Source organism: Caenispirillum salinarum (assembly GCF_044803115.1).
Lineage (GTDB): Bacteria > Pseudomonadota > Alphaproteobacteria > Rhodospirillales > Rhodospirillaceae > Caenispirillum > Caenispirillum salinarum_A.
This window is the reverse complement of the sequence record NZ_CP085224.1, coordinates 4,712,549-4,732,306: the sequence shown is the minus strand read 5'-3', so window position 1 is coordinate 4,732,306 and position 19,758 is coordinate 4,712,549. Positions and strand designations below refer to the sequence as shown.

General features: G+C 64.8%; 15 protein-coding genes, 3 tRNA genes, 3 rRNA genes and 1 pseudogene. 17 read left to right on the top strand and 5 right to left on the bottom strand.

Going from position 1 to position 19,758, the window contains the following annotated elements:
- Positions 1–38 precede the first annotated feature (38 nt).
- From LG334_RS21945 to LG334_RS21870, 16 genes and pseudogenes are all read left to right on the top strand, one after another.
- A 16S ribosomal RNA gene (locus tag LG334_RS21945) occupies positions 39–1,524 on the top strand.
- A gap of 128 nt (positions 1,525–1,652) precedes the next feature.
- Positions 1,653–1,729 (top strand) — tRNA-Ile (locus LG334_RS21940).
- A gap of 288 nt (positions 1,730–2,017) precedes the next feature.
- Positions 2,018–2,093, top strand: a tRNA-Ala gene (locus LG334_RS21935).
- 267 nt (positions 2,094–2,360) lie between these two features.
- A 23S ribosomal RNA gene (locus LG334_RS21930) occupies positions 2,361–5,098 on the top strand.
- 135 nt (positions 5,099–5,233) lie between these two features.
- Positions 5,234–5,348, top strand: a 5S ribosomal RNA gene (rrf, locus tag LG334_RS21925).
- The 16S, 23S and 5S rRNA genes sit together here with 3 tRNA genes alongside, the layout of an rRNA operon.
- A gap of 124 nt (positions 5,349–5,472) precedes the next feature.
- Positions 5,473–5,549 (top strand) — tRNA-Met (locus LG334_RS21920).
- 262 nt (positions 5,550–5,811) lie between these two features.
- Positions 5,812–6,320 (top strand): annotated as a pseudogene (locus LG334_RS21915) (transposase); the annotation flags it as partial.
- Positions 6,321–6,469: 149 nt separating this feature from the next.
- Complete coding sequence (gene tnpA, locus LG334_RS21910) at positions 6,470–6,754, top strand: IS66 family insertion sequence element accessory protein TnpA (protein WP_404381162.1); 285 nt, start codon at positions 6,470–6,472, stop codon at positions 6,752–6,754.
- Entirely contained in the window at positions 6,751–7,098 is a 348-nt protein-coding gene (tnpB, locus tag LG334_RS21905) for an IS66 family insertion sequence element accessory protein TnpB (RefSeq protein ID WP_404379667.1), read from the top strand. The genes tnpA and tnpB overlap by 4 nt, the downstream gene beginning before the upstream one ends.
- Positions 7,099–7,158: 60 nt before the next feature.
- The gene (gene tnpC / locus LG334_RS21900) at positions 7,159–8,754 is read left to right on the top strand and encodes an IS66 family transposase (RefSeq protein WP_404379499.1); all 1,596 of its coding nucleotides are present in this window, start codon (positions 7,159–7,161) and stop codon (positions 8,752–8,754) included.
- 143 nt (positions 8,755–8,897) lie between these two features.
- Positions 8,898–9,707, top strand: a complete 810-nt coding sequence (locus tag LG334_RS21895; protein ID WP_404381495.1) for an ATPase domain-containing protein — start codon at positions 8,898–8,900, stop codon at positions 9,705–9,707.
- Positions 9,704–10,372: an ATPase domain-containing protein gene (locus tag LG334_RS21890; protein WP_404381493.1), complete on the top strand. Its 669-nt coding sequence runs from the start codon at positions 9,704–9,706 to the stop codon at positions 10,370–10,372. The genes LG334_RS21895 and LG334_RS21890 overlap by 4 nt, the downstream gene beginning before the upstream one ends.
- Entirely contained in the window at positions 10,369–11,454 is a 1,086-nt protein-coding gene (locus LG334_RS21885; protein WP_404381491.1) for a sensor histidine kinase, read from the top strand. The genes LG334_RS21890 and LG334_RS21885 overlap by 4 nt, the downstream gene beginning before the upstream one ends.
- Before the next feature lie 230 nt (positions 11,455–11,684).
- Entirely contained in the window at positions 11,685–12,059 is a 375-nt protein-coding gene (locus LG334_RS21880) for a hypothetical protein (protein ID WP_404381489.1), read from the top strand.
- Positions 12,060–12,206: 147 nt separating this feature from the next.
- Complete coding sequence (locus LG334_RS21875; RefSeq protein WP_404381487.1) at positions 12,207–12,692, top strand: universal stress protein; 486 nt, start codon at positions 12,207–12,209, stop codon at positions 12,690–12,692.
- A 46-nt stretch (positions 12,693–12,738) separates the two neighbouring features.
- Positions 12,739–12,936, top strand: a complete 198-nt coding sequence (locus LG334_RS21870; RefSeq protein ID WP_404381485.1) for a hypothetical protein — start codon at positions 12,739–12,741, stop codon at positions 12,934–12,936.
- Between the two features lie 66 nt (positions 12,937–13,002).
- Here LG334_RS21870 and LG334_RS21865 read toward each other — a convergent pair whose 3' ends face one another.
- Positions 13,003–13,410 carry a hypothetical protein gene (locus LG334_RS21865; RefSeq protein ID WP_404381483.1) on the bottom strand — a complete coding sequence of 136 codons (408 nt, stop codon included), beginning with the start codon at positions 13,408–13,410 and terminating at the stop codon, positions 13,003–13,005.
- Between the two features lie 56 nt (positions 13,411–13,466).
- On the opposite strand from LG334_RS21865, the gene LG334_RS21860 reads away from it, so the two are divergent.
- Positions 13,467–15,155 (top strand): HelD family protein, encoded by a 1,689-nt coding sequence (locus LG334_RS21860; protein WP_404381481.1) that lies wholly within the window; start codon positions 13,467–13,469, stop codon positions 15,153–15,155.
- A gap of 106 nt (positions 15,156–15,261) precedes the next feature.
- Here the strand turns inward: LG334_RS21860 and istB are convergent, their stop codons facing one another.
- The 4 genes from istB to LG334_RS21840 form a co-directional block, all read right to left on the bottom strand.
- Positions 15,262–16,092: an IS21-like element helper ATPase IstB gene (gene istB / locus LG334_RS21855; RefSeq protein WP_404379162.1), complete on the bottom strand. Its 831-nt coding sequence runs from the start codon at positions 16,090–16,092 to the stop codon at positions 15,262–15,264.
- Entirely contained in the window at positions 16,089–17,555 is a 1,467-nt protein-coding gene (gene istA / locus LG334_RS21850) for an IS21 family transposase (RefSeq protein WP_404379163.1), read from the bottom strand. The genes istB and istA overlap by 4 nt, the downstream gene beginning before the upstream one ends.
- A 635-nt stretch (positions 17,556–18,190) precedes the next feature.
- A complete protein-coding gene (locus LG334_RS21845) occupies positions 18,191–18,562 on the bottom strand; it encodes a hypothetical protein (protein WP_404381479.1) in 372 nt (123 codons plus the stop codon).
- 82 nt (positions 18,563–18,644) lie between these two features.
- Entirely contained in the window at positions 18,645–19,754 is a 1,110-nt protein-coding gene (locus LG334_RS21840) for a hypothetical protein (protein ID WP_404381477.1), read from the bottom strand.
- Positions 19,755–19,758 lie beyond the last annotated feature (4 nt).

The following is a 19,758-nucleotide window of genomic DNA, read 5'->3' as shown; positions in this document are numbered from 1 at the left end:
TACGCAGTAAGCGTTTTGCAGGTTCCATCCGTCAAGATCAACATGAGAGTTTGATCCTGGCTCAGAACGAACGCTGGCGGCAGGCCTAACACATGCAAGTCGAACGCTCTCTTCGGAGAGAGTGGCGCACGGGTGAGTAACGCGTGGGAAACTGCCCTGGAGTGGGGGATAACTGCTGGAAACGGCAGCTAATACCGCATACGCCCTACGGGGGAAAGATTTATCGCTCCAGGATGTGCCCGCGTCGGATTAGGTAGTTGGTGAGGTAACGGCTCACCAAGCCGACGATCCGTAGCTGGTCTGAGAGGATGATCAGCCACACTGGGACTGAGACACGGCCCAGACTCCTACGGGAGGCAGCAGTGGGGAATATTGGACAATGGGCGCAAGCCTGATCCAGCCATGCCGCGTGAGTGAAGAAGGCCTTCGGGTTGTAAAGCTCTTTCAGAAGTGACGATGATGACGGTAACTTCAGAAGAAGCCCCGGCTAACTTCGTGCCAGCAGCCGCGGTAATACGAAGGGGGCAAGCGTTGTTCGGAATTACTGGGCGTAAAGCGCGCGTAGGCGGTGTGCATAGTCAGGGGTGAAATCCCGGGGCTCAACCTCGGAATTGCCTTTGATACTGGCACGCTTGAATCCGTGAGAGGGTGGTGGAATGACCAGTGTAGAGGTGAAATTCGTAGATATTGGTCGGAACACCAGTGGCGAAGGCGGCCACCTGGCGCGGTATTGACGCTGAGGCGCGAAAGCGTGGGGAGCAAACAGGATTAGATACCCTGGTAGTCCACGCCGTAAACGATGAGTGCTAGCTGTTGGCCTGCTTGCAGGTCAGTGGCGCAGCTAACGCATTAAGCACTCCGCCTGGGGAGTACGGCCGCAAGGTTAAAACTCAAAGGAATTGACGGGGGCCCGCACAAGCGGTGGAGCATGTGGTTTAATTCGAAGCAACGCGCAGAACCTTACCAGCCCTTGACATGGGGATCGCGGTGTCAGAGATGGCACCTTCAGTTCGGCTGGATCCCGCACAGGTGCTGCATGGCTGTCGTCAGCTCGTGTCGTGAGATGTTGGGTTAAGTCCCGCAACGAGCGCAACCCTCGCCCTTAGTTGCCAGCATTCAGTTGGGCACTCTAGGGGAACTGCCGATGACAAGTCGGAGGAAGGTGGGGATGACGTCAAGTCCTCATGGCCCTTACGGGCTGGGCTACACACGTGCTACAATGGCATCTACAGTGGGCAGCCACACGGCGACGTGGAGCTAATCTCCAAAAGATGTCTCAGTTCGGATTGCACTCTGCAACTCGAGTGCATGAAGTCGGAATCGCTAGTAATCGTGGATCAGCATGCCACGGTGAATACGTTCCCGGGCCTTGTACACACCGCCCGTCACACCATGGGAGTTGGCTTTACCCGAAGACGATGCGCCAACCGGCAACGGAGGCAGTCGGCCACGGTAAGGTCAGCGACTGGGGTGAAGTCGTAACAAGGTAGCCGTAGGGGAACCTGCGGCTGGATCACCTCCTTTCAAGGAAGCAGGAGCGGCAACGCTCTCGCTGCTTGACACACACTACCTCCAGACGCACCGCCGTCTTCGCATCCCTTCCCGATCGATCAACCAGGCACTCCTGTTGCCGGTATCTCGCGATACCGTGCGGGCCTGTAGCTCAGGTGGTTAGAGCGCACCCCTGATAAGGGTGAGGTCGCTAGTTCGAGTCTAGCCAGGCCCACCAGTTCCCCTCGCGGGTGAGCTACGGCGGAGTGCCACGCTGGTTGTAGGTGGTGCGGTTATCGCCATCAAGACACCAGGAACACCAGGAAAGCGTGCCGACAGCGCCATCCCGCATCAGCGGATGCGACGAGAAACGAAGGCGTCCTTCGGGCGCATTCAGTCTTCCTCAGGCAGCTTGCACGGTGTCCGGCACAGATTGCAGCCCCATGGCTTGCACGGCCTCTTGGTGCCCTTGGTGTCTTCGTGGCCCCGCAAAACATGCGAGGGCCACCGACGCACGGATTTTCCTGGGGGCGTAGCTCAGCTGGGAGAGCATCCGCTTTGCAAGCGGAAGGTCGTCGGTTCGAACCCGTCCGCCTCCACCAACCTGACCCCATGATCGATCGAGGGAAACCATTTCCGGCCCAGCCGGAAAGCTGATCCGAAGCCCGTGTGCTTCGGTCTTCCGTTCGCTCTTGGACATCGTGAAGAGGTCATTGTGAAGCGGTCCGCCCGCCGTGCCATCCCCGGCACAGAATGGCGGGTGGATCAATGCTATAAGCCGGCATGCCGTGTCATCCTTCGGCATGCTGGTCGGGAACGCATCTTTGTAGGAGAGCATTGTCGCGCCGGGCTTGTCCCTGCGGACGGTGCTTGAAGTATGAGAAGGGCATCTGGTGGATGCCTTGGCGTCAAGAGGCGATGAAGGACGTGACACCCTGCGATAAGCTTCGGGGAGCCGGGAGTAGGCTTTGATCCGAGGATTTCCGAATGGGGAAACCCACCCTTAGGGGTATCCCATGCTGAATACATAGGCATGGGAGGCGAACCAGGCGAACTGAAACATCTAAGTAGCCTGAGGAAAGGACATCAACCGAGACTCCGCTAGTAGTGGCGAGCGAACGCGGACTAGCCCAGTGGCTTGTGTGTAAGAACCGGAACGGCATGGAAAGGCCGGCCAGAGCGGGTGATAGCCCCGTACGGGTAGAAAGCGCACAAGTCCTCGAGTAGGGCGGGACACGTGAAATCCTGTCTGAACATGGGGGGACCACCCTCCAAGGCTAAGTACTCCTTGACGACCGATAGTGCACCAGTACCGTGAGGGAAAGGTGAAAAGCACCCCGACAAGGGGAGTGAAAGAGAACCTGAAACCGGATGCCTACAAGCAGTCGGAGGGGCCATGAGCCCTGACGGCGTACCTTTTGTATAATGGGTCAGCGACTTAGTTTTGCGAGCGAGCTTAAGCCGTTAGGTGTAGGCGAAGCGAAAGCGAGTCTGAACAGGGCGTTCAGTTCGCAGGACTAGACCCGAAACCGAGTGATCTAGCCATGGGCAGGTTGAAGGTGGAGTAACACCCACTGGAGGACCGAACCCACGTCTGTTGAAAAAGACGGGGATGACCTGTGGTTAGGGGTGAAAGGCCAATCAAACTCGGAAATAGCTGGTTCTCCGCGAAAGCTATTTAGGTAGCGCGTCGCGTGATTACCTGCGGGGGTAGAGCACTGGATCGGGACGGGGGGCGCGAGCCTTACCAACTCGAACCAAACTCCGAATACCGCAGAGTACAGCGCGGCAGACAGACTCCGGGTGCTAAGGTCCGGGGTCAAAAGGGAAACAGCCCAGACCACCAGCTAAGGTCCCCAAGTCATGGCTAAGTGGGAAAGGATGTGAGACGGCCAAAACAACCAGGAGGTTGGCTTAGAAGCAGCCATCCTTTAAAGAAAGCGTAACAGCTCACTGGTCTAACTAGCTGTCTTGCGCCGAAGATGTACCGGGGCTCAAGCCATGCACCGAAGCTGTGGACGTGTCTTTGACACGTGGTAGCGGAGCGTTCCGTAGGCCTGTGAAGGTGAACCGTGAGGTTTGCTGGAGGTATCGGAAGTGAGAATGCTGACATGAGTAGCGATAAACAGGGTGAGAAACCCTGTCGCCGAAAGTCCAAGGGTTCCTGCGCAAGGCTAATCCGCGCAGGGTGAGCCGGCCCCTAAGGCGAGGCCGAAAGGCGTAGTCGATGGGAACCAGGTTAATAGTCCTGGGCCTGTGGGAAGTGACGCGCCCCAAAAGTTGTATGCCCTTATCGGATTGGGCGTGCAGCGAAGGGGGGCCTGGAAATAACTCCCACGTACAGACCGTACCCGAAACCGACACAGGTGGACTGGTAGAGTATACCAAGGCGCTTGAGAGAATGGTGTTGAAGGAACTAGGCAAAATGCCCCCGTAACTTCGGGAGAAGGGGGCCTTCCCGTCGGGCAACCGGCGGGGAGGGGCACAGACCAGGGGGTGGCGACTGTTTACTAAAAACACAGGGCTCTGCGAAGTCGCAAGACGACGTATAGGGTCTGACGCCTGCCCGGTGCCGGAAGGTTAAGAGGAGGGGTTCACGCTCTGAATCGAAGCCCCGGTAAACGGCGGCCGTAACTATAACGGTCCTAAGGTAGCGAAATTCCTTGTCGGGTAAGTTCCGACCTGCACGAATGGCGTAACGACTTCCCCGCTGTCTCCAACACCAACTCAGCGAAATTGAAATCTCCGTGAAGATGCGGAGTTCCCGCGGTTAGACGGAAAGACCCCGTGAACCTTTACTATAGCTTCGCAGTGGCGTCAGGGTTCGAATGTGTAGGATAGGTGGGAGGCTTTGAAGCCGAAGCGCTAGCTTCGGTGGAGCCGTCCTTGAAATACCACCCTTTCGGACCTTGACGTCTAACCGCCGCCCGTGATCCGGGTGCGGGACCCTGCGTGGTGGGTAGTTTGACTGGGGCGGTCGCCTCCCAAAGAGTAACGGAGGCGCGCGATGGTGGGCTCAGGCCGGTCGGAAATCGGTCGTCGAGTGCAAGAGCAGAAGCCCGCCTGACTGCGACATCGACGGATGGAGCAGAGACGAAAGTCGGTTCTAGTGATCCGGTGGTCCCGCGTGGAAGGGCCATCGCTCAACGGATAAAAGGTACTCCGGGGATAACAGGCTGATACCGCCCAAGAGTCCACATCGACGGCGGTGTTTGGCACCTCGATGTCGGCTCATCACATCCTGGGGCTGGAGCAGGTCCCAAGGGTACGGCTGTTCGCCGTTTAAAGTGGTACGTGAGCTGGGTTTAGAACGTCGTGAGACAGTTCGGTCCCTATCTGCCGTGGGTGTAGGATGTTTGAGAGGATCTGTCCCTAGTACGAGAGGACCGGGATGGACGTACCTCTGGTGTACCAGTTGTCGCGCCAGCGGCACCGCTGGGTAGCTATGTACGGACGGGATAACCGCTGAAAGCATCTAAGCGGGAAACCCACCTCAAAACGAGACATCCCTGAGAGCCGTGAAAGACCATCACGTCGATAGGCCGGGTGTGGACGCGCAGCAATGCGTGCAGCTAACCGGTACTAATCGCTCGATAGGCTTCAAGTCCCGCCCGCAGCGGCAAGCGCGGCGCGGTGCTCTCCGAAACACACATGCGTTCCCAGCATCCTGACCGCTCAGGCATGAGCGGCCGCTTCACAGGCTTTTGCCGTGCGCTTGCGCGTGCGGTGTGTGTTTGGACGACCTGGTGGTCATGGCGTGGGTGCCACTCCCGATCCCATCCCGAACTCGGCCGAGAAACCCCACAGCGTCGATGGTACTGCGTCCTAAGGCGTGGGAGAGTAGAACGCCGCCAGGTCTTCCAAGCGCACCCCGTAACACCCGCCCGCCGCACAGGCCCGCACCGACCTCTTCCGATGATCCCGTCCCAGAACCCGCCGGCGAACGGCCGACACACCAACACCAACACCGACACATCCTGCCGCGGGGTGGAGCAGTCCGGTAGCTCGTCAGGCTCATAACCTGAAGGTCGCAGGTTCAAATCCTGCCCCCGCAACCACCTTTACCGAACTAGAACGTTCTCGCAGGCCGGTCGTCCCTCGGACGCCCGGCCTTGCGGCTTTTGTGGCTAGTTCCAGAAGCTCCACGATGTCGCCTTCAATCTCGACCTCAACCTCGCGGGCCGTCTTGCCGAAGGTGACGTGGACGGTGGTGAGAAGGTCCCGGATGATGTCCCGGGCCTCGTGCTGGTGCTCTTGACCTGCTCCCCGAAAACTCCTCCAGTTTGAGGTAGAGTCTCCCGCAGCAGGGGAGACTACCGAATGAAGCGCAGCCGTTTCACCGAGGAGCAGATCATCGGCATCCTGAAGGAGCAGGAGGCCGGGTCGAAGACCGCCGACGTCTGTCGGCGCCATGGGGTCAGCGAAGCGACGTTCTACAAGTGGAAGGCCAAGTTGGGTGGCCTGGAGGTGTCGGACGCCAAGCGGCTGAAGGCCCTTGAGGACGAGAACACGCGGCTGAAGAAGCTGCTTGCCGAGGCGATGCTGGACAATGCGATCCTGAAAGACCTGACGGCAAAAAAGTGGTGACGCCCGCTGCTCGGCGAACAGCCGTTGCTCATGCCGTCGAAGCCTTCGGCGTGAGCGAGCGGCGGGCGTGCCTGGTTCTTGGGGTGGATCGGAGTTCGATCCGCTATCACAGCCGCCGACCTGATGACGCGGAGGTGCGGCTCCGGCTGCGCGACTTGGCAGCCGAGCGGCGGCGCTTCGGCTACCGCAGGCTCGGCGTGATGTTGGAGCGGGAGGGCATTGCGATGAACCGTAACCGTCTTCTGACGGCTGCCTTGGCGTCGGCGTCCCGATAGTGCTGACTTCGTCGATCTTGGAGTGGATCGGCGGATGGAGCGAGTTGCTTATGGCCTACGATGGTAGTCAGCCTCCGGCGCGGCGGCGGTCATGGCCGCGGGCGGACAAGGAGCGGATGGTCAGAGAGGTTGCGGAGAGCGGCCTGCCGGTGGCCGAGGTGGCGCGGCGGAACGGCGTTCATCCCAGCGTCCTCGGACGCTGGTGCCGGAAGGCAGCTCCAGCCGCACCCGGCTTTCTGCCCGTCCAGGTCGCGGCGCCGAAGGATGAAGAGGCGGCTCCCGCGCCCGAGGAACCGTCTCCGGTCGAGATCGTGCTCACCAACGGGCGCCGCCTGATCGTGCCGGCCACCATCGCGCCACCCCGGTTGCGGACGCTGGTCGCGGCCCTGGAGGGGGCATGATCGCCGTTCCGCCGGGCGTGCGTGTCTACCTGGCGCTCGGCCGGACCGACATGCGAAAGGGCATGCCCGGCCTCGCCATGCTGGTGCAGGAGGTCCTGAAGAAGGACCCGTTCTCGGGGCACCTGTTCGTCTTCCGCGGGCGGCGTGGCGACCTGGTCAAGATCCTCGCCTGGGACGGCCAGGGGTTCTGCCTGTTCACCAAGCGGCTGGAGAAGGGACGCTTCGTCTGGCCCTCGGCGGAGGGCGGCGTGGCGGCGCTGACGCCGGCCCAGTTGAGCATGCTGATCGAGGGCATCGACTGGCGCATGCCGACGCGGACATGGCGGCCGGAGACAGCCGGCTGACGAGCCCCGGAAGGCGCCGAAATCCTTGGTTTTTAGGGCTTCTGCGGCTAGAATCCGGCCATGCCTTCCGCACCGTCTTCCCAGCTTCCCGACGACGTCGAGGCCCTGCGGGCGATCATCGCCGCGCAGGCCGAGGAACTGGCCGCGGCCAGGGCCGGCCTGACCGCCAAGGCGCTGGAAGTCGAGAAGCTGAAGGTGCAACTCGCCCGCCTGCGGCGGATGACGTTCGGGCGATCGTCGGAGAAGCTGTCCCGCGAGATCGAACAGCTCGAACTGGCCCTGGAGGACCTGGAGGCCGAAGCGGCCGAAGCGGCCGAAGCAGAGGATGAAGCGCCGCCGGAGCCGACCGAGGCCGACGCCCCGGACCAGCCTGCCGCGCGCCGTCGCCGCGCCCTACCGGAGCATCTGCCGCGCGACGAGGTCCGTCATGATCCCGCCGACGACTGCCCGGCCTGCGGCGGCGCCATGCACACGGTGGGCGAGGACGTGACCGAGATCCTCGACTACGTGCCCGGCCGTTTCCGGGTGATCCGCCATGTCCGTCCGGCGCTGTCGTGCCGGACGTGCGAGAGCATGGTGCAGACGCCGATGCCGTCCCTGCCGGTGGCGCGCGGCCTGCCGTCGCCGGCCCTGCTGTCGCATGTCCTGGTGTCGAAATACTGCGACCACCTGCCGCTGTACCGCCAGAGCCAGATCTACGCCCGCGAGGGCGTGACGCTGCCCCGGGCGCTGCTGGCGGGCTGGGTCGGCAGGACGGCCGCCCTGGTGGCGCCGCTGGTCGAGGCGATTGGCCGCCACGTGCGCGCCGGCGACGCCTTGCACGCCGACGACACGCCGGTGCCGGTGCTCAGCCCGGGCGCCGGCAAGACCCGGCAGGCGCGACAATGGGTCTATCTGCGCGACGAACGTCCCCATGCCGGCCCGGCGCCGCCGGCCGTGCTTTACCGCTACACGCCCGACCGCAAGGGCATCCATCCGCAGACCGAGTTGCAGGGCTTTCGCGGCCTTCTGCACGCCGACGGCTATGCCGGTTTCAACAAGCTGTACGAGCCGGGAGAGGACGGCGTCGCGTCCGTGCAGGAGGTGGCATGCTGGGCCCATGTGCGGCGCAAGATCCACGACGTCCATGCGGCGACCGGATCACCCATCGCCGCCCGGGCCCTGGAGCTGATCGGCGCGTTGTTCGACGCCGAGCGTCGGATCACCGGCCGCCCGGCCGACGAGCGCCTGCGCGTGCGCCAGGCACAGAGCCTGCCCCGGCTGGAGGCGGTGAAGACCTTCTTCGACACCAGCCTCCGCAAGCTGCCGGGCAAGAGCGATCTGGCGGCCGCCTTGCGATACGCCCTGACGCGCTGGCCGGCGCTGACCCGCTACGCGGGCGATGGCCGCTGCGAGATCAGCAACAACGCCGCCGAACGCGCTATCCGCCCGCTGGCCCTGGGCCGGAAGAACTACCTCTTCGCTGGCTCCGACGCCGGCGGCCACCGGGCAGCGGCCGTCTACACGCTGATCGAGACCGCGAGGCTCAACGGCCTCGACCCGCAGATCTATCTCACCCAGGTGCTGACCCGCATCGCCGACCACCCAATCAACCGGATCGACGACCTGCTGCCGTGGAACATCGGGCAGCCAAACGACGACCAGAAAGCCGCTTGAGCGTCAACAATCGGCCGCCGCAGCCGCTGGAAGACGCTTACGCCTAAGTCGTAACTGGTGTGTACGCGCTTCCACATCGGGATAGGCTCTGTCCACAGCGGCGTTGGTTTTCTGGCGCTCCAATCATGGAAGAGCAAGGAGGCATGATGGCAGGTACGGCCCATCAGCAAAGCGAGAGGGCCCCGACCGGCATCGAGGGGCTCGACGGCATCATTGGCGGGGGCCTGCCTCGCGGCGAAATTTATCTGGTGCGCGGCGGACCCGGCACCGGCAAGACGACGCTCGGGTTGCAGTTCCTGATGGATGGCGCGGCGAAGGGCGAGACGGCCCTCATCCTTACCATGTCGCAGACCGAGAGCGGGTTGCGGAAGATCGCGGCCTCGCACGGCTGGTCGCTCGACGGCGTTCAGGTCAGCGGCCAGCTTGGTGCCGGAAGCGGAGGTGACGCGGCCGAGCAGACGATCTTCCAGACCGCCGTCGTCGAACTGGGCGAGACGATGTCGTCGCTGATGGCCGAGATCGAGCGGACCGACCCCGACCGCGTCTTCATCGACTCGATTGGCCCGATCCGGCAGCTCGCCGATGCGCCGCTGCGCTATCAGCGCCAGCTTCTGTCGCTGCGCGACTTCCTGTCGGAGCGGCGTGCGACCGTTCTCATCGCCGACAGCAACGTGGAACCGGACCCGGCGCTCGAGGACCTGGTGCACGGCACTCTGGTCCTCGATCGCAACTCGCCTGACTACGGCGATGCGCGACGCAGCGTGCACCTGACGAAGATGCGCGGGCTGAGCTTCCACGGCGGCAACCACAACTTCCGCATCCGGACCGGCGGCCTCCATGTTTTTCCACGGCTGGAGCCATGCGCGGGCAAGCAGGACCTGCCGGGCGAGGCGGTCGAGAGGGGCTCGACACGCTCCTCGGCGGGGGGATCGAGGCCGGCACGGCCTGCATGATCGTCGGCGCCACCGGCACCGGCAAGACGTCGCTCGCGACCCTGTATGCTTACACGGCCGCCAAGCGGGGCGACCTGGCAGCGATCTTCACCTTCGAGGAACGGCATGAGACATTCCTGAGACGGTCCAAAGGGCTGGGCATGGACCTGCGCCCGCTGGTCGACCAGGGCTCCATGGTGCTGCGGTCGATCCGCACGGCTGAGTTGGCACCGACGGAGTTCACCGAGCTCGTTCGCCGGACCGTCGTGGAGGACGGGGCGAAGATCGTCGTCATCGACAGCCTGACCGGCTACTTTCATTCGATGCCGCAGGAGAATGCGCTGGTCACGCAGATGCACGACCTGCTGTACTTCCTGGGGCAGATGGGCGTGCTGTCGTTCCTGATCCTCAACCAGCACGGCATGGTGGGCGAGCGTGTGCACGGCCCGATGGAGATCAGCTACCTCGCCGACACCGTCTTTCTGCTGCGCCTCTTCGAGGGCAATGGTATCGTGCGCAAGGCCGTGTCGGTGCTGAAGAAGCGGCACGGACCGCACGAGACGACGATCCGCGAGTTGCAACTCGCCCCCGGGAAGGTGGACGTGGGCGAACCGATCGCCGACTTCACCGGCGTTCTGTCCGGCCAGCCGCGGTTCACCGGAGGCGCGAAGGACCTGCCGGAATGAGATCGTCCGGCGATGTGCCGCGCGGGGTCCTGCTGCTCGCTCCGGTGGGGCGGGACGCGGAGGTCGGATGCGCCGTGCTGACCAGGGCGGGTATCGACTGCCGCGCCGGCCGCGGCCTTGCCGATCTCGATGCCGTGCCGCTCGACGAACTGAGCGCACTGGTCCTGACCGAGGAGGTTCTCACCGCTTCGACGATGGAGGCACTCTGCCGACGGCTCGACGCGCAGGAGCCTTGGTCGAACCTGTCGGTGATCCTGCTCGTCGATTCCGCGCGCGTCCAGATGACGGGCGACGCGGGTGACCGCCGGAGGACCCTCGCGGCGCGATCCGGCACAATCTTGCTGCTCAGGCCGACAAACGAACAGTCATTCCTGAGCGTTGTCCGCGCCGCCGTTGCCGATCGGCGACGGCAGTTCAAGTTGCTGGAGGAACTCGAGGCCTGCGAGGAGGCAGAGGCGCGTGCCCAGACGCTCGCGCGGGAGATGAAGCATCGGGTGAAGAACGCCTTCTCGCTTGCGTTGAGCATCGCGGGGATGTCCTTTCGACGGGCCGCGACGCTTCAAGATGCCGAGGAGGCCTTCATCGGCCGGCTGCAAGCGATGGTGCGGGCGCAGGACCTCGTGGAGCCGGGCAAGGACGCCGCCGTTGATCTCCGCGAGCTTGCGGCCAGGACGCTGGCGCCTTACCGGCCGGACGCCGGCGCCGAGCGGCTCGCGATCGAAGGGCCTCGGGTCCTGCTGCCGGCCGAGAAGGCGAAAGCGCTTGCCATGGCGTTCCACGAGCTTGCCACGAACGCGGCCAAATACGGCGCCCTTTCGGCCGCTGGTGGCCGCGTCGCCCTGAGATGGCGGGTCGAGCCCGCCCCTGGCGGCGACGAACTGGCGGTCGAATGGCGAGAGCGTGGCGGTCCATCCGTCTCGCCGCCCGCGCACCGGGGGTTCGGCTCGCGCCTCGTCGAGAAGGCCCTGGCCCACGACCTGGGCGGCTCGACGGAGCTGACCTTCGACCCTGGCGGCGTCGTCTGCACGATCAGGGCTCCAGTCCCAACCGTCGAAGCCGTTTCCCACCGCCGACCGGACTGACCGCCATCGGCGGCGACCGCGGCCTCCGATGGCGATCGAGACCATACGGGTCTCGGGCGTAATCTCGACGACCGACGGCACCCGCTCCGCGACAACGTTCCCGGCCATTGATCAACTGGGCGCGCTCACCACCGGAACCAAGCGGCTCGAATTCCTTGAGGCTCGTTGCTCTATGACCATTCCGCTCCACGAGGGGGCGAGATCCTTCAGGGTCTCATACGAGGCGGCGCATGAAAACGAAAGCCGGCCGCCTGATTGTCAATCGCCAGCCGCCGCAGCCGGTGGAAGACGTTTACCACGGGCACAACGAACTGCCCCGAAAGCCGGCGAGGCGAGCCCTGCTACCCTTCGCTGTTCGGCCTTCTCGGCTTTCCGTTCGCCGCGATAAGGTTTCCTTGATTGGACAGGCCGACGCCGACTTGGCGGCGTCGGCGCTCGGCGAAGAACGCTCTCTCCACAGGGGACGGCTGCGTCATTTTTTCGTCGAAGGCCTCGAGCCACACGTCATGTTCTTCGTCGGTGAGGTTGTCCAGGGGCAGGCGTCCCTGCAGGGCGGCGGCTATTCGGTCTTCCATGCCAACTCCTCCGACGGAATGAGCGCCTGACTTATTTCGGATGCAATAGCCTGTTTCACGAGGGTCGGGCAGCGACCGCGCGGCTGACCGAGCGCGGCGTCGGCGACGTGACGCTGACCCAGCGCCACGGGTCGCTGGTCGACACCCTGGCCGAGGTGGAGGGCGGCCGACCTCGTCGTGACCGGAAAGCGGGGCGAGGCGCATGACGTCGCGAGCGGTCATCTCGGCGCCAATCTTGAGCGCGCGATCCGCGGCAGCCACAAGCCGGTGCTCGTGGCATCGCGCGCCTTCCGGCCGATCCGACGGGTGATGATCGCCTTCGACGGCAGCACCACCGGGCGCCGGACCGTGGAGTTCGCGGCCGGCAGTCCGCTGCTCAAGGGGCTCGACGTCGACGTCGTCAGCGTCACTCCGTCCTCGAAGGCGACGGAGGACGATCTGGCGGCCGCGGTGCAGACCCTGGAACGCGGCGGGGCGACGGCGCGCGGGATCGCGGTGCGCGGCTCGGCGGAGGACGCGATCGCCGCGCACGTCACCGCCGAGGGCATGGACCTGATCGTCATGGGCGCCTACGGGTACTCCCGCATCCGGTCGATGATCGTCGGCTCCACGACGACGGAAACCATCCGGACGTGCCACGTGCCGTTGCTGATGTTCCGTTGACCGCCGCACGCCGCCATCCCCTGATACAAGCGCGAGGACTTAAGCCATGGGCAGACTTTTCGAGGAACTGGACTATCAACCGACGCCGATTGGCGCCCTCAGCCTGCGCCGGCGGCGCGAGTTGACGCTCGACGTCGATGTCTTCGAGATCAAGCTCGGTGACGAGTTCCTCATGTCGAGCCTGTTCATGGTCTCGGGAGATCGCGCTTGCGCACCTGGGGGTGGCGGCTCTCGCCGGCGATGACCTGGACGTCGTCGGCCGTGGACATTCCCGGACGGCGCCTCGTAGCGCACCGGCCCGGTCTCGTAGTCATAGAAGACGGAGGCGATCGGCGCCCGCCAGTCGTGGACGACGGGCCGGCCGGTCTTCTCCCCTGTAATCGTGGACGACGACGTAGATGGGCTCCGCGCCGTCCGCACCGGCGTCCTCGCCCGCGAAGTCGAAGCGGCCGAAATAGGGCGAGCGTTTCAGCTTCAGGAGCTTCTGCTGCTGCGCGCGCAGCACGTCGCCCGATCGCATCTTCTGCTCGATGGTCTGGCGCACGGCAATCTTCTCGATGTGGTCCATGTCCCGCCGCGCGTCCCACAGGTGGTCCTTGCTCTCCTGAATGTCGCGGGCATAGCCGTCGAGGCGCACCGAGATCAGGCGGATGGCCTGCGCGATGTCCTCCAGGCAGGATTCCAGGTGCTTCCGTTCTTCGTTTTCCGCAGGGTTCATCGTCTATCCGTGCTGCGTTCTCAACTGCCGAGTAATTGCCGGAGCCGCCCTCAGGCATGCCCCAGGTAGACCGTCTGCACGACCTCCCGGTCCTGGAGGGGGTTGTGGAAGCGGACGGGTTCCGCCCGCGCGTCCGTCAGCACCCGTTGCAGGCGCTCGGTGAAGCGATCATCCGGCGCATCGTTCGACCGGAGTTCATGCTGGAAACCGCCCTCAACATCGTCGACGACGTGTTGCAGAAGGAGTTGAGCCGGTTCTCCGACGACGGCATGAAGAACATCGTCGCCACCATCCAGCGCGACCAGAACGCCATCATCCGCGACACCGACGCCCACGCGCTTGTAATCCAGGATGTGGCCGGGTCGGGGAAGATCTCCATCGCCCTGCACCGCATCGCCTTCCTGCTCTACCGCTTCAAGGACACCCTGACGTCCGAGGACATCCTCATCATCTCCCTGAACCGCGTGTTCGCCGACTACATCGGCAACGTGCTGCCCGAACTGGGGGAGGAGCAGGTCGCCGAGATCGGCATGGACACGCTGGCCGACGCGCTGCTCGACGGGAAATACAAGTTCCAGACCTTCTTCGAGCAGAGCATCCGCCTGGTGGAGACGGACGACGCGGACCTGAAGGCGCGGATCACGGCAAAGGCGTCACGGGATTTCCTCAAGCAGATCGACGCCTACGCCAAGACCGTGGAATCCGGCTCCTTCCAGCCGGAGACGTGGCAGACCGGCACCTGCATCGTGCCCGACTGGTTCCTGGAGGAAAGCTGGCAGAAGCACCGGGGGATGCCGTTCACCAAGCGGGTGGCGGAGGTGGTTCGCGCGACCGAACACAAGATCGGCATCCACTACAACTACGACCTGAGGACCGACGAACGCCAGTCCCTGCGCGCGGCGATCCGCGGCATGGCCCGGAACATCACGCTGCGGGACGCCTACAAGGGCCTGTTCGAGTGGATGGGCCGGCCGGAGTTGTTCAGGCCGGCGGGCGGGAAGCTGGAGTATTCCGATGTGTTCCCGCTGATCTACCTGAAAATGCGGCTGGAGGGCGTCGAGAACCCGTGGAGCGACGTGAAGCACCTGCTCATCGACGAGATGCAGGACTATACGCCGGTGCAGTACGCCGTCCTGGCACGGCTCTTCCCGTGCCGCAAGACCGTGCTGGGCGACGCCACGCAGTCCGTCAGCCCGCACGGCGCCTCGACCGCCGGGGAGATCCAGCAAGTGCTGCGGTCCGCGAGGGGCGTGAAGCTGACCAAGAGCTATCGCTCCACCTGGGAGATCTTGCAGTTCGCCCTTGCCATTGCTCCCAACGCCGAGTTGGAGCCCATGAAGCGGCACGGCGAACCGCCGCAGGTGATCGAGTGCAAGCGGGACTCCGACGTCGTCGCGCGGATCGTGGCGGAGGTGGAAGCCTTCCAGACCTCCGATCACCAAAGCCTGGCGATCATCGCCAAGACGCAGCGGCAGGCCGCGAAGGTCTCCCGGCAACTGGAGAAGGTCGGTATCGAGGCCCGCCTCCTCGACGCCGGCAGCATCGGCTTCTCCACCGGCGTCACCGTCTGCACGGCGGCGCTCGCCAAGGGCCTGGAGTTCGACCGCGTCATCGTGCCCGACGCCAGCGCGCAGACCTACCGGACGCCGGTGGACCGGAACCTGCTGTACGTGGCATGCACGCGGGCGATGCACAGGCTGATGGTGATCTCGAAGGGGCCGTGTTCGCGCTTCTTTGTCGAATGAGGTTTTGTGTAGCGCGACAATTAGGAAGGCCGGTGGGCGTCAACTACGATGGCCGGTCGCCGTGATGGGATGACGATGGTGGCGCCGCGCAGCGGCGCCGGCAAGTCTAATTGTCGCCGGTCTCCGATGTAGTTGTCGCCGGGCGACAATTATCCGCGTCGGTAGTTGTCGCGGATGGTGCGGCGTCCCTGCCGACCGCGGTTCGGCGCCGGTAGCTCTCGACGTTCAACTCGAAGATCGTGGCGTGGTGGACCAGCCTGTCGATGGCGGCGATGGTCATGGCCTTGTCAGGAAAGATCCGGTCCCACTGGCCGAACGGCTGGTTGGCCGTGATCAAGAGCGACCGTCGCTCGTAGCGGGCGGCGATCAACTCGAACAGGACGCTGGTCTCGGCCTGGCTCTTTTCGACGTAGGACAGGTCGTCGAGGATCAGCAGGTCGTACTTGTCCAGCTTGTCGATGGCGCTCGCCAGGGCGAGGTCCTGCCGGGCCGTCTGGAGGCGCTGGACGAGATCGGTCGTCCTGGTGAACAGGACGCGGAACCCGTTGTCGATGAGCGTGTGGCCGAGGGCGGCGCTGAGGTGGGTCTTCCCGCCGCCGGGCGGACCGAAGAACAGCAGGTTCTTGCCCTGGTCCAGCCAGCCGTCGCCGGCAGCGAGCGCCATGACGTGGGCCTTGCTGACCATCGGCACCGCCGAGAAGTCGAAGGTGTCGAGGGTCTTGCCCGAAGGCAGCCTGGCCGCCACGAGGTGCCGCTGGATGCGCCGGCGCTCCCGTTCCGCGAGTTCGAGTTCAGCCAGCGTCGCCAGGAAACGGCTGGCGGGCCAGCCTTCCATGTCGGCGCGCTCGGCGAATTCCTCCCAGAACTGCTTGATGGTCGGCAGCCGCAACTCGGTGAGGAGCAGCGGCAGCTTGGCGATGTCAACCGAGATGCTCATCGGCCGGCTCCCGCGACGAGGATGTCGTAATCCGATGCCGACGGCAGCGCCACCGTCACGTTCGGGATCGTGCCGCCGCTAACCGGGAAGGTCATCCGCAGAAGGGCCAGGTCGGGAAGCCGTCCGTGGTCGAGATCCTCGCCCAGTCGCCGTGCCAGATCCGCCTCGCAGCCGGCGTCGTGCGCCAGGGCCAGTAGGCCGACCATGGTCCGGCAGGCGACGCGCGGGTCCATGGAGGCCATCATGGCATCCCAGGCCCGCCGGTATTCGGTCCGGGGGAACAGGTGGTCCCGGTAGACCAGGTTCTGGAAGGCCTGGGGCTTGCGTCGCAAGCTGTGGATGACGTGGCGGTAGTTGACGACGTAGCCATGGCCGTTGCCGGAGGGCGCGCGACCGCGTGGCAGGGTCAGAACGGGGGTGCCGCCGAGGAAGCCTTCAAGCCGGTCGTCGTGGATGCGCAGGCGGAGATGGTGGCCGATGAACTGCGACGGCGCCGTGTAAAAGACCCGGCGCAGGACGAAGCCGCCGGCGCTGGTCACCAGCACCCGGGCCTCTTCGTAATCCATCGTCCGGCGCGGCGGCAGGCTGCGGAGAACCGGCTTCTCGACGGCCAGCATCTCGCGGCGACGGGCATTGGCCCGCCCCACCACCTCGGCGACGAAGCGGCGGTAGGCCTCCAGATCAGGGAAGTCCCGGCTCCCGCGCAGCAGAAGGGCCTGGTCGAGAGCCCTCTTGAGGTGGCCGTTCCGGCTCTCGATAGCGCCGTTCTCGTGGGCGACGCCGCGGTTGTTGCGGCTCGCGACCATGCCGTAGTGGTCACAGAGACCTTGATGACGCTCCGTCATGTCCCGGGCGGCCTCCTTGTCGAGGTTCCGGAAGGCAGCCGACAGGCTGTCGGTGCGATGTTCGGCCGGGACACCGCCGAGGGACCACAGGGCGTTCTGGAGACCGGCGGCCAAGGCGATGAAGCTCTCGCCGCCCAGCACCACCTCGGCGTACTCCCAGCCCGAGTAGGCCAGGGTGAAATGGTAGAGCCGGTGCGCGAGCGGCGCCCCGTTGATGATCACCGCCAGCTCGGCGGCATCGGTGAAGTCCGACAAGGCCATCCGGCCGGGCGGGTTGGCCTGGCGAAAGATGACCTCCTTCTCCGGCCCCTTCAGCGCGCGCCATTCCCGAATCCGGCGCTCCAGGGTCCGCCGGCGCGACGGCCAATTCTGATCCGGATAGCGCCGCTCCAGCTCCTCGAAGATGGTGACCGCCTTCAGGCCGGGCGCGCCCTCCAGCATCGGCAGGATGTCCGTCTCCCAGACGTCCTCCAGCGGATCCTCGCGGGTGCGCCAGTGGCGATGATCCCGTTTCTGGGAAGGAAGGCGCGGGTCCCGGTCGATCCGCCGGGCCGTCCTCTCGCTGAACCCGGCCTTCGCGGCCGCGACTCGCTGCGTGTGTTGTCCTCGGTGCTTCATGTAGAGTTTCACCTGATGGTCCGTGATGTGGGTTCCAGGCACCGGCGGTCTCTTCTTGGTCGTTGAGAACCGCCAGTGTCTCCCATCACGGCCGTCGGCGGGGTCTATGAAGACCGCGCACCGCAGGGGGCGACCTCCGGCCGGGCTACGCCCGCCCTACGGTCACCCCCTGCGGCCATCGTAATTGTCGGCAGAGCGGCCATCCTGGTTGTCGCTGGGCAGTTTTGGTCGGATAAGCGCCCGAAGCAACGGGACGTTATAGGCATTAGTTACCTGCGTCAGTTCCCCATGGACGGGCGCCGCCGGTTTCAAGGCTTGAGCAGTAGCACATCGTTCGCCGTTTCCGACGTCGCCTCGAGGAACGGCAGGTCGCGCGTGAGGGGCTGGTCGTCTTGGGGCTGTGACAGCTTTCTCCATATGGCTCGGCTGGTGAACCTCTCCGACGGCCCCGGTGTGGCCCCAGTTTGGTTCCACACCGGGGCCGTGCACGGGCGGTGTCGTATCGCGACGCGACCCGGTCTTGTGCCGAGGTATCGTTTCATTCAGGTCGGCGAAGAGGTTACGGCGGCACTTTTGACCGTGCTGACGCAGGCCCCGTTGTCGATGTTCGTTTCATCATGTTTCGTCTGGGTCGGTCAGACGTTCCAGGCGATCTGCGGGCCGATTCGGTGGCTGCAACAACGCGCGTGGCCGACCTTGCCTTTCAGGAGCCGAAAGCGCTCGCCGGTGAGCTTCGACGTGTACGTTTCCTCGGACGCATCCACGGCAAAGGCGATCATGAACGGGCCCTTTCGGCAGTAGCGCTTGGTGATCGCGCTTGCGACATTCGCCGCGATACCCGTAACCGTGCCCATGTACGGGATGCCGTACCCATTGCAACAGGTGATCGTTACCTCCCACCGACCGTCGACTTTGACTGGTGGCATGCAGACTTGTCCATAGCCGACGATCGGAGAGGGATCCTCTCGTTGCAGTTCGGCGACGTTATTTCCCAGGTCGGGCAGCATGTCTTTCTCCTTCCGTGTCTGTGGTGCCCGGAAGGAGATAGGCGGATGCTTCCGAAAAAACGCGAAAGATGACGGCACGACGTCAAGGCCCGGGTGAGGCGCGGAAACCGGCCCTTTCCCGTGCCCCGGCCGTTGCGGAGGCCCGGCTGCGGGTGGACCTCCGAACGGCACGTTCGATGGCACGGTGTGCCTCCGTCAGGGCCCTCGAAGCTGCCCGCGTCGCCGCGACGTCGCCCGCCGTCTCCGTATATTCCCGCGTCGTTCGGCTGCTGCGGTGATGCAGGGCAGTCGACGCCAGCACAGCATTGGCAGGATCGGTTTCGATCACCGTCGTCGCCACGGCGTTGCGCATCAGGTGCGGCGGCACCACGACACCGAGTTCCCTCTGCGTCAACGTCACCATGGCCGCCCGCAGAGCCTCGCTGCCCACGCGTCGTCCCGTGGTGGTGATGAACAAGGGGCCCTCCCGGTCATCAGTATAGCGGGCGCGCCAGTGCTCGATATAGTCCCGGAGTACGGTACTGACGCGGGGCGGGATCTCCCGCACCACCTCTTCGGGGGTCTTTTGCAGGTGTGCCGGGAGACGTGCGGTGCCGGTGTCGAGGTCGATCATCGAGATGTCGAGCCCGCCCAGCGCCCGCCGACGTTCGGGCATGTGGATGCCGAGCAGGATGAAAACACCCGTCCGGAGCAGGACGAAGTTGTCCTTTGCCTTGCCGTGGGCGATGGCGTGGCGGGCGGCGCGGAGGAGATCCCCCGCGTCCACCACCTGGCGGCGGCGCCGTTTCGGCGTGCGTCCGGCCGCCTCGGCCATCCTGTCGCGCGTCCGCCACAGCCAGTCCAGGCGGCCCGCCCGCACCTCGTCGGGGTAGACGACCGTGGCGACCTCGAGCAGTTGGTGCACGTAGCCCGCCACGGTCCGTGCGCTCGCGGTGGCTTCCGCCTCCCGCACGAAAAACCGCAGGCCGGCGGGCATCAGGGCGCAGCCGTCGTCCGCCATGTCGTGGCGGCGGAGCACGTCGAGGTAGCGGGTGAAAATCCGGGCGTAGGTGTATTGGCTTGCGCGGCTCCAGTCGTGCGTTCCGAGGTCGGGCTCGAAGGCCTCGGTCCAGCGGTGGCGGCAGGCTTCGGGCCATGTGGCGCAGTCGGTCGCCACGGCCTTCGCATCGCGGATGGTGTTGCAGATCGCCATCGGT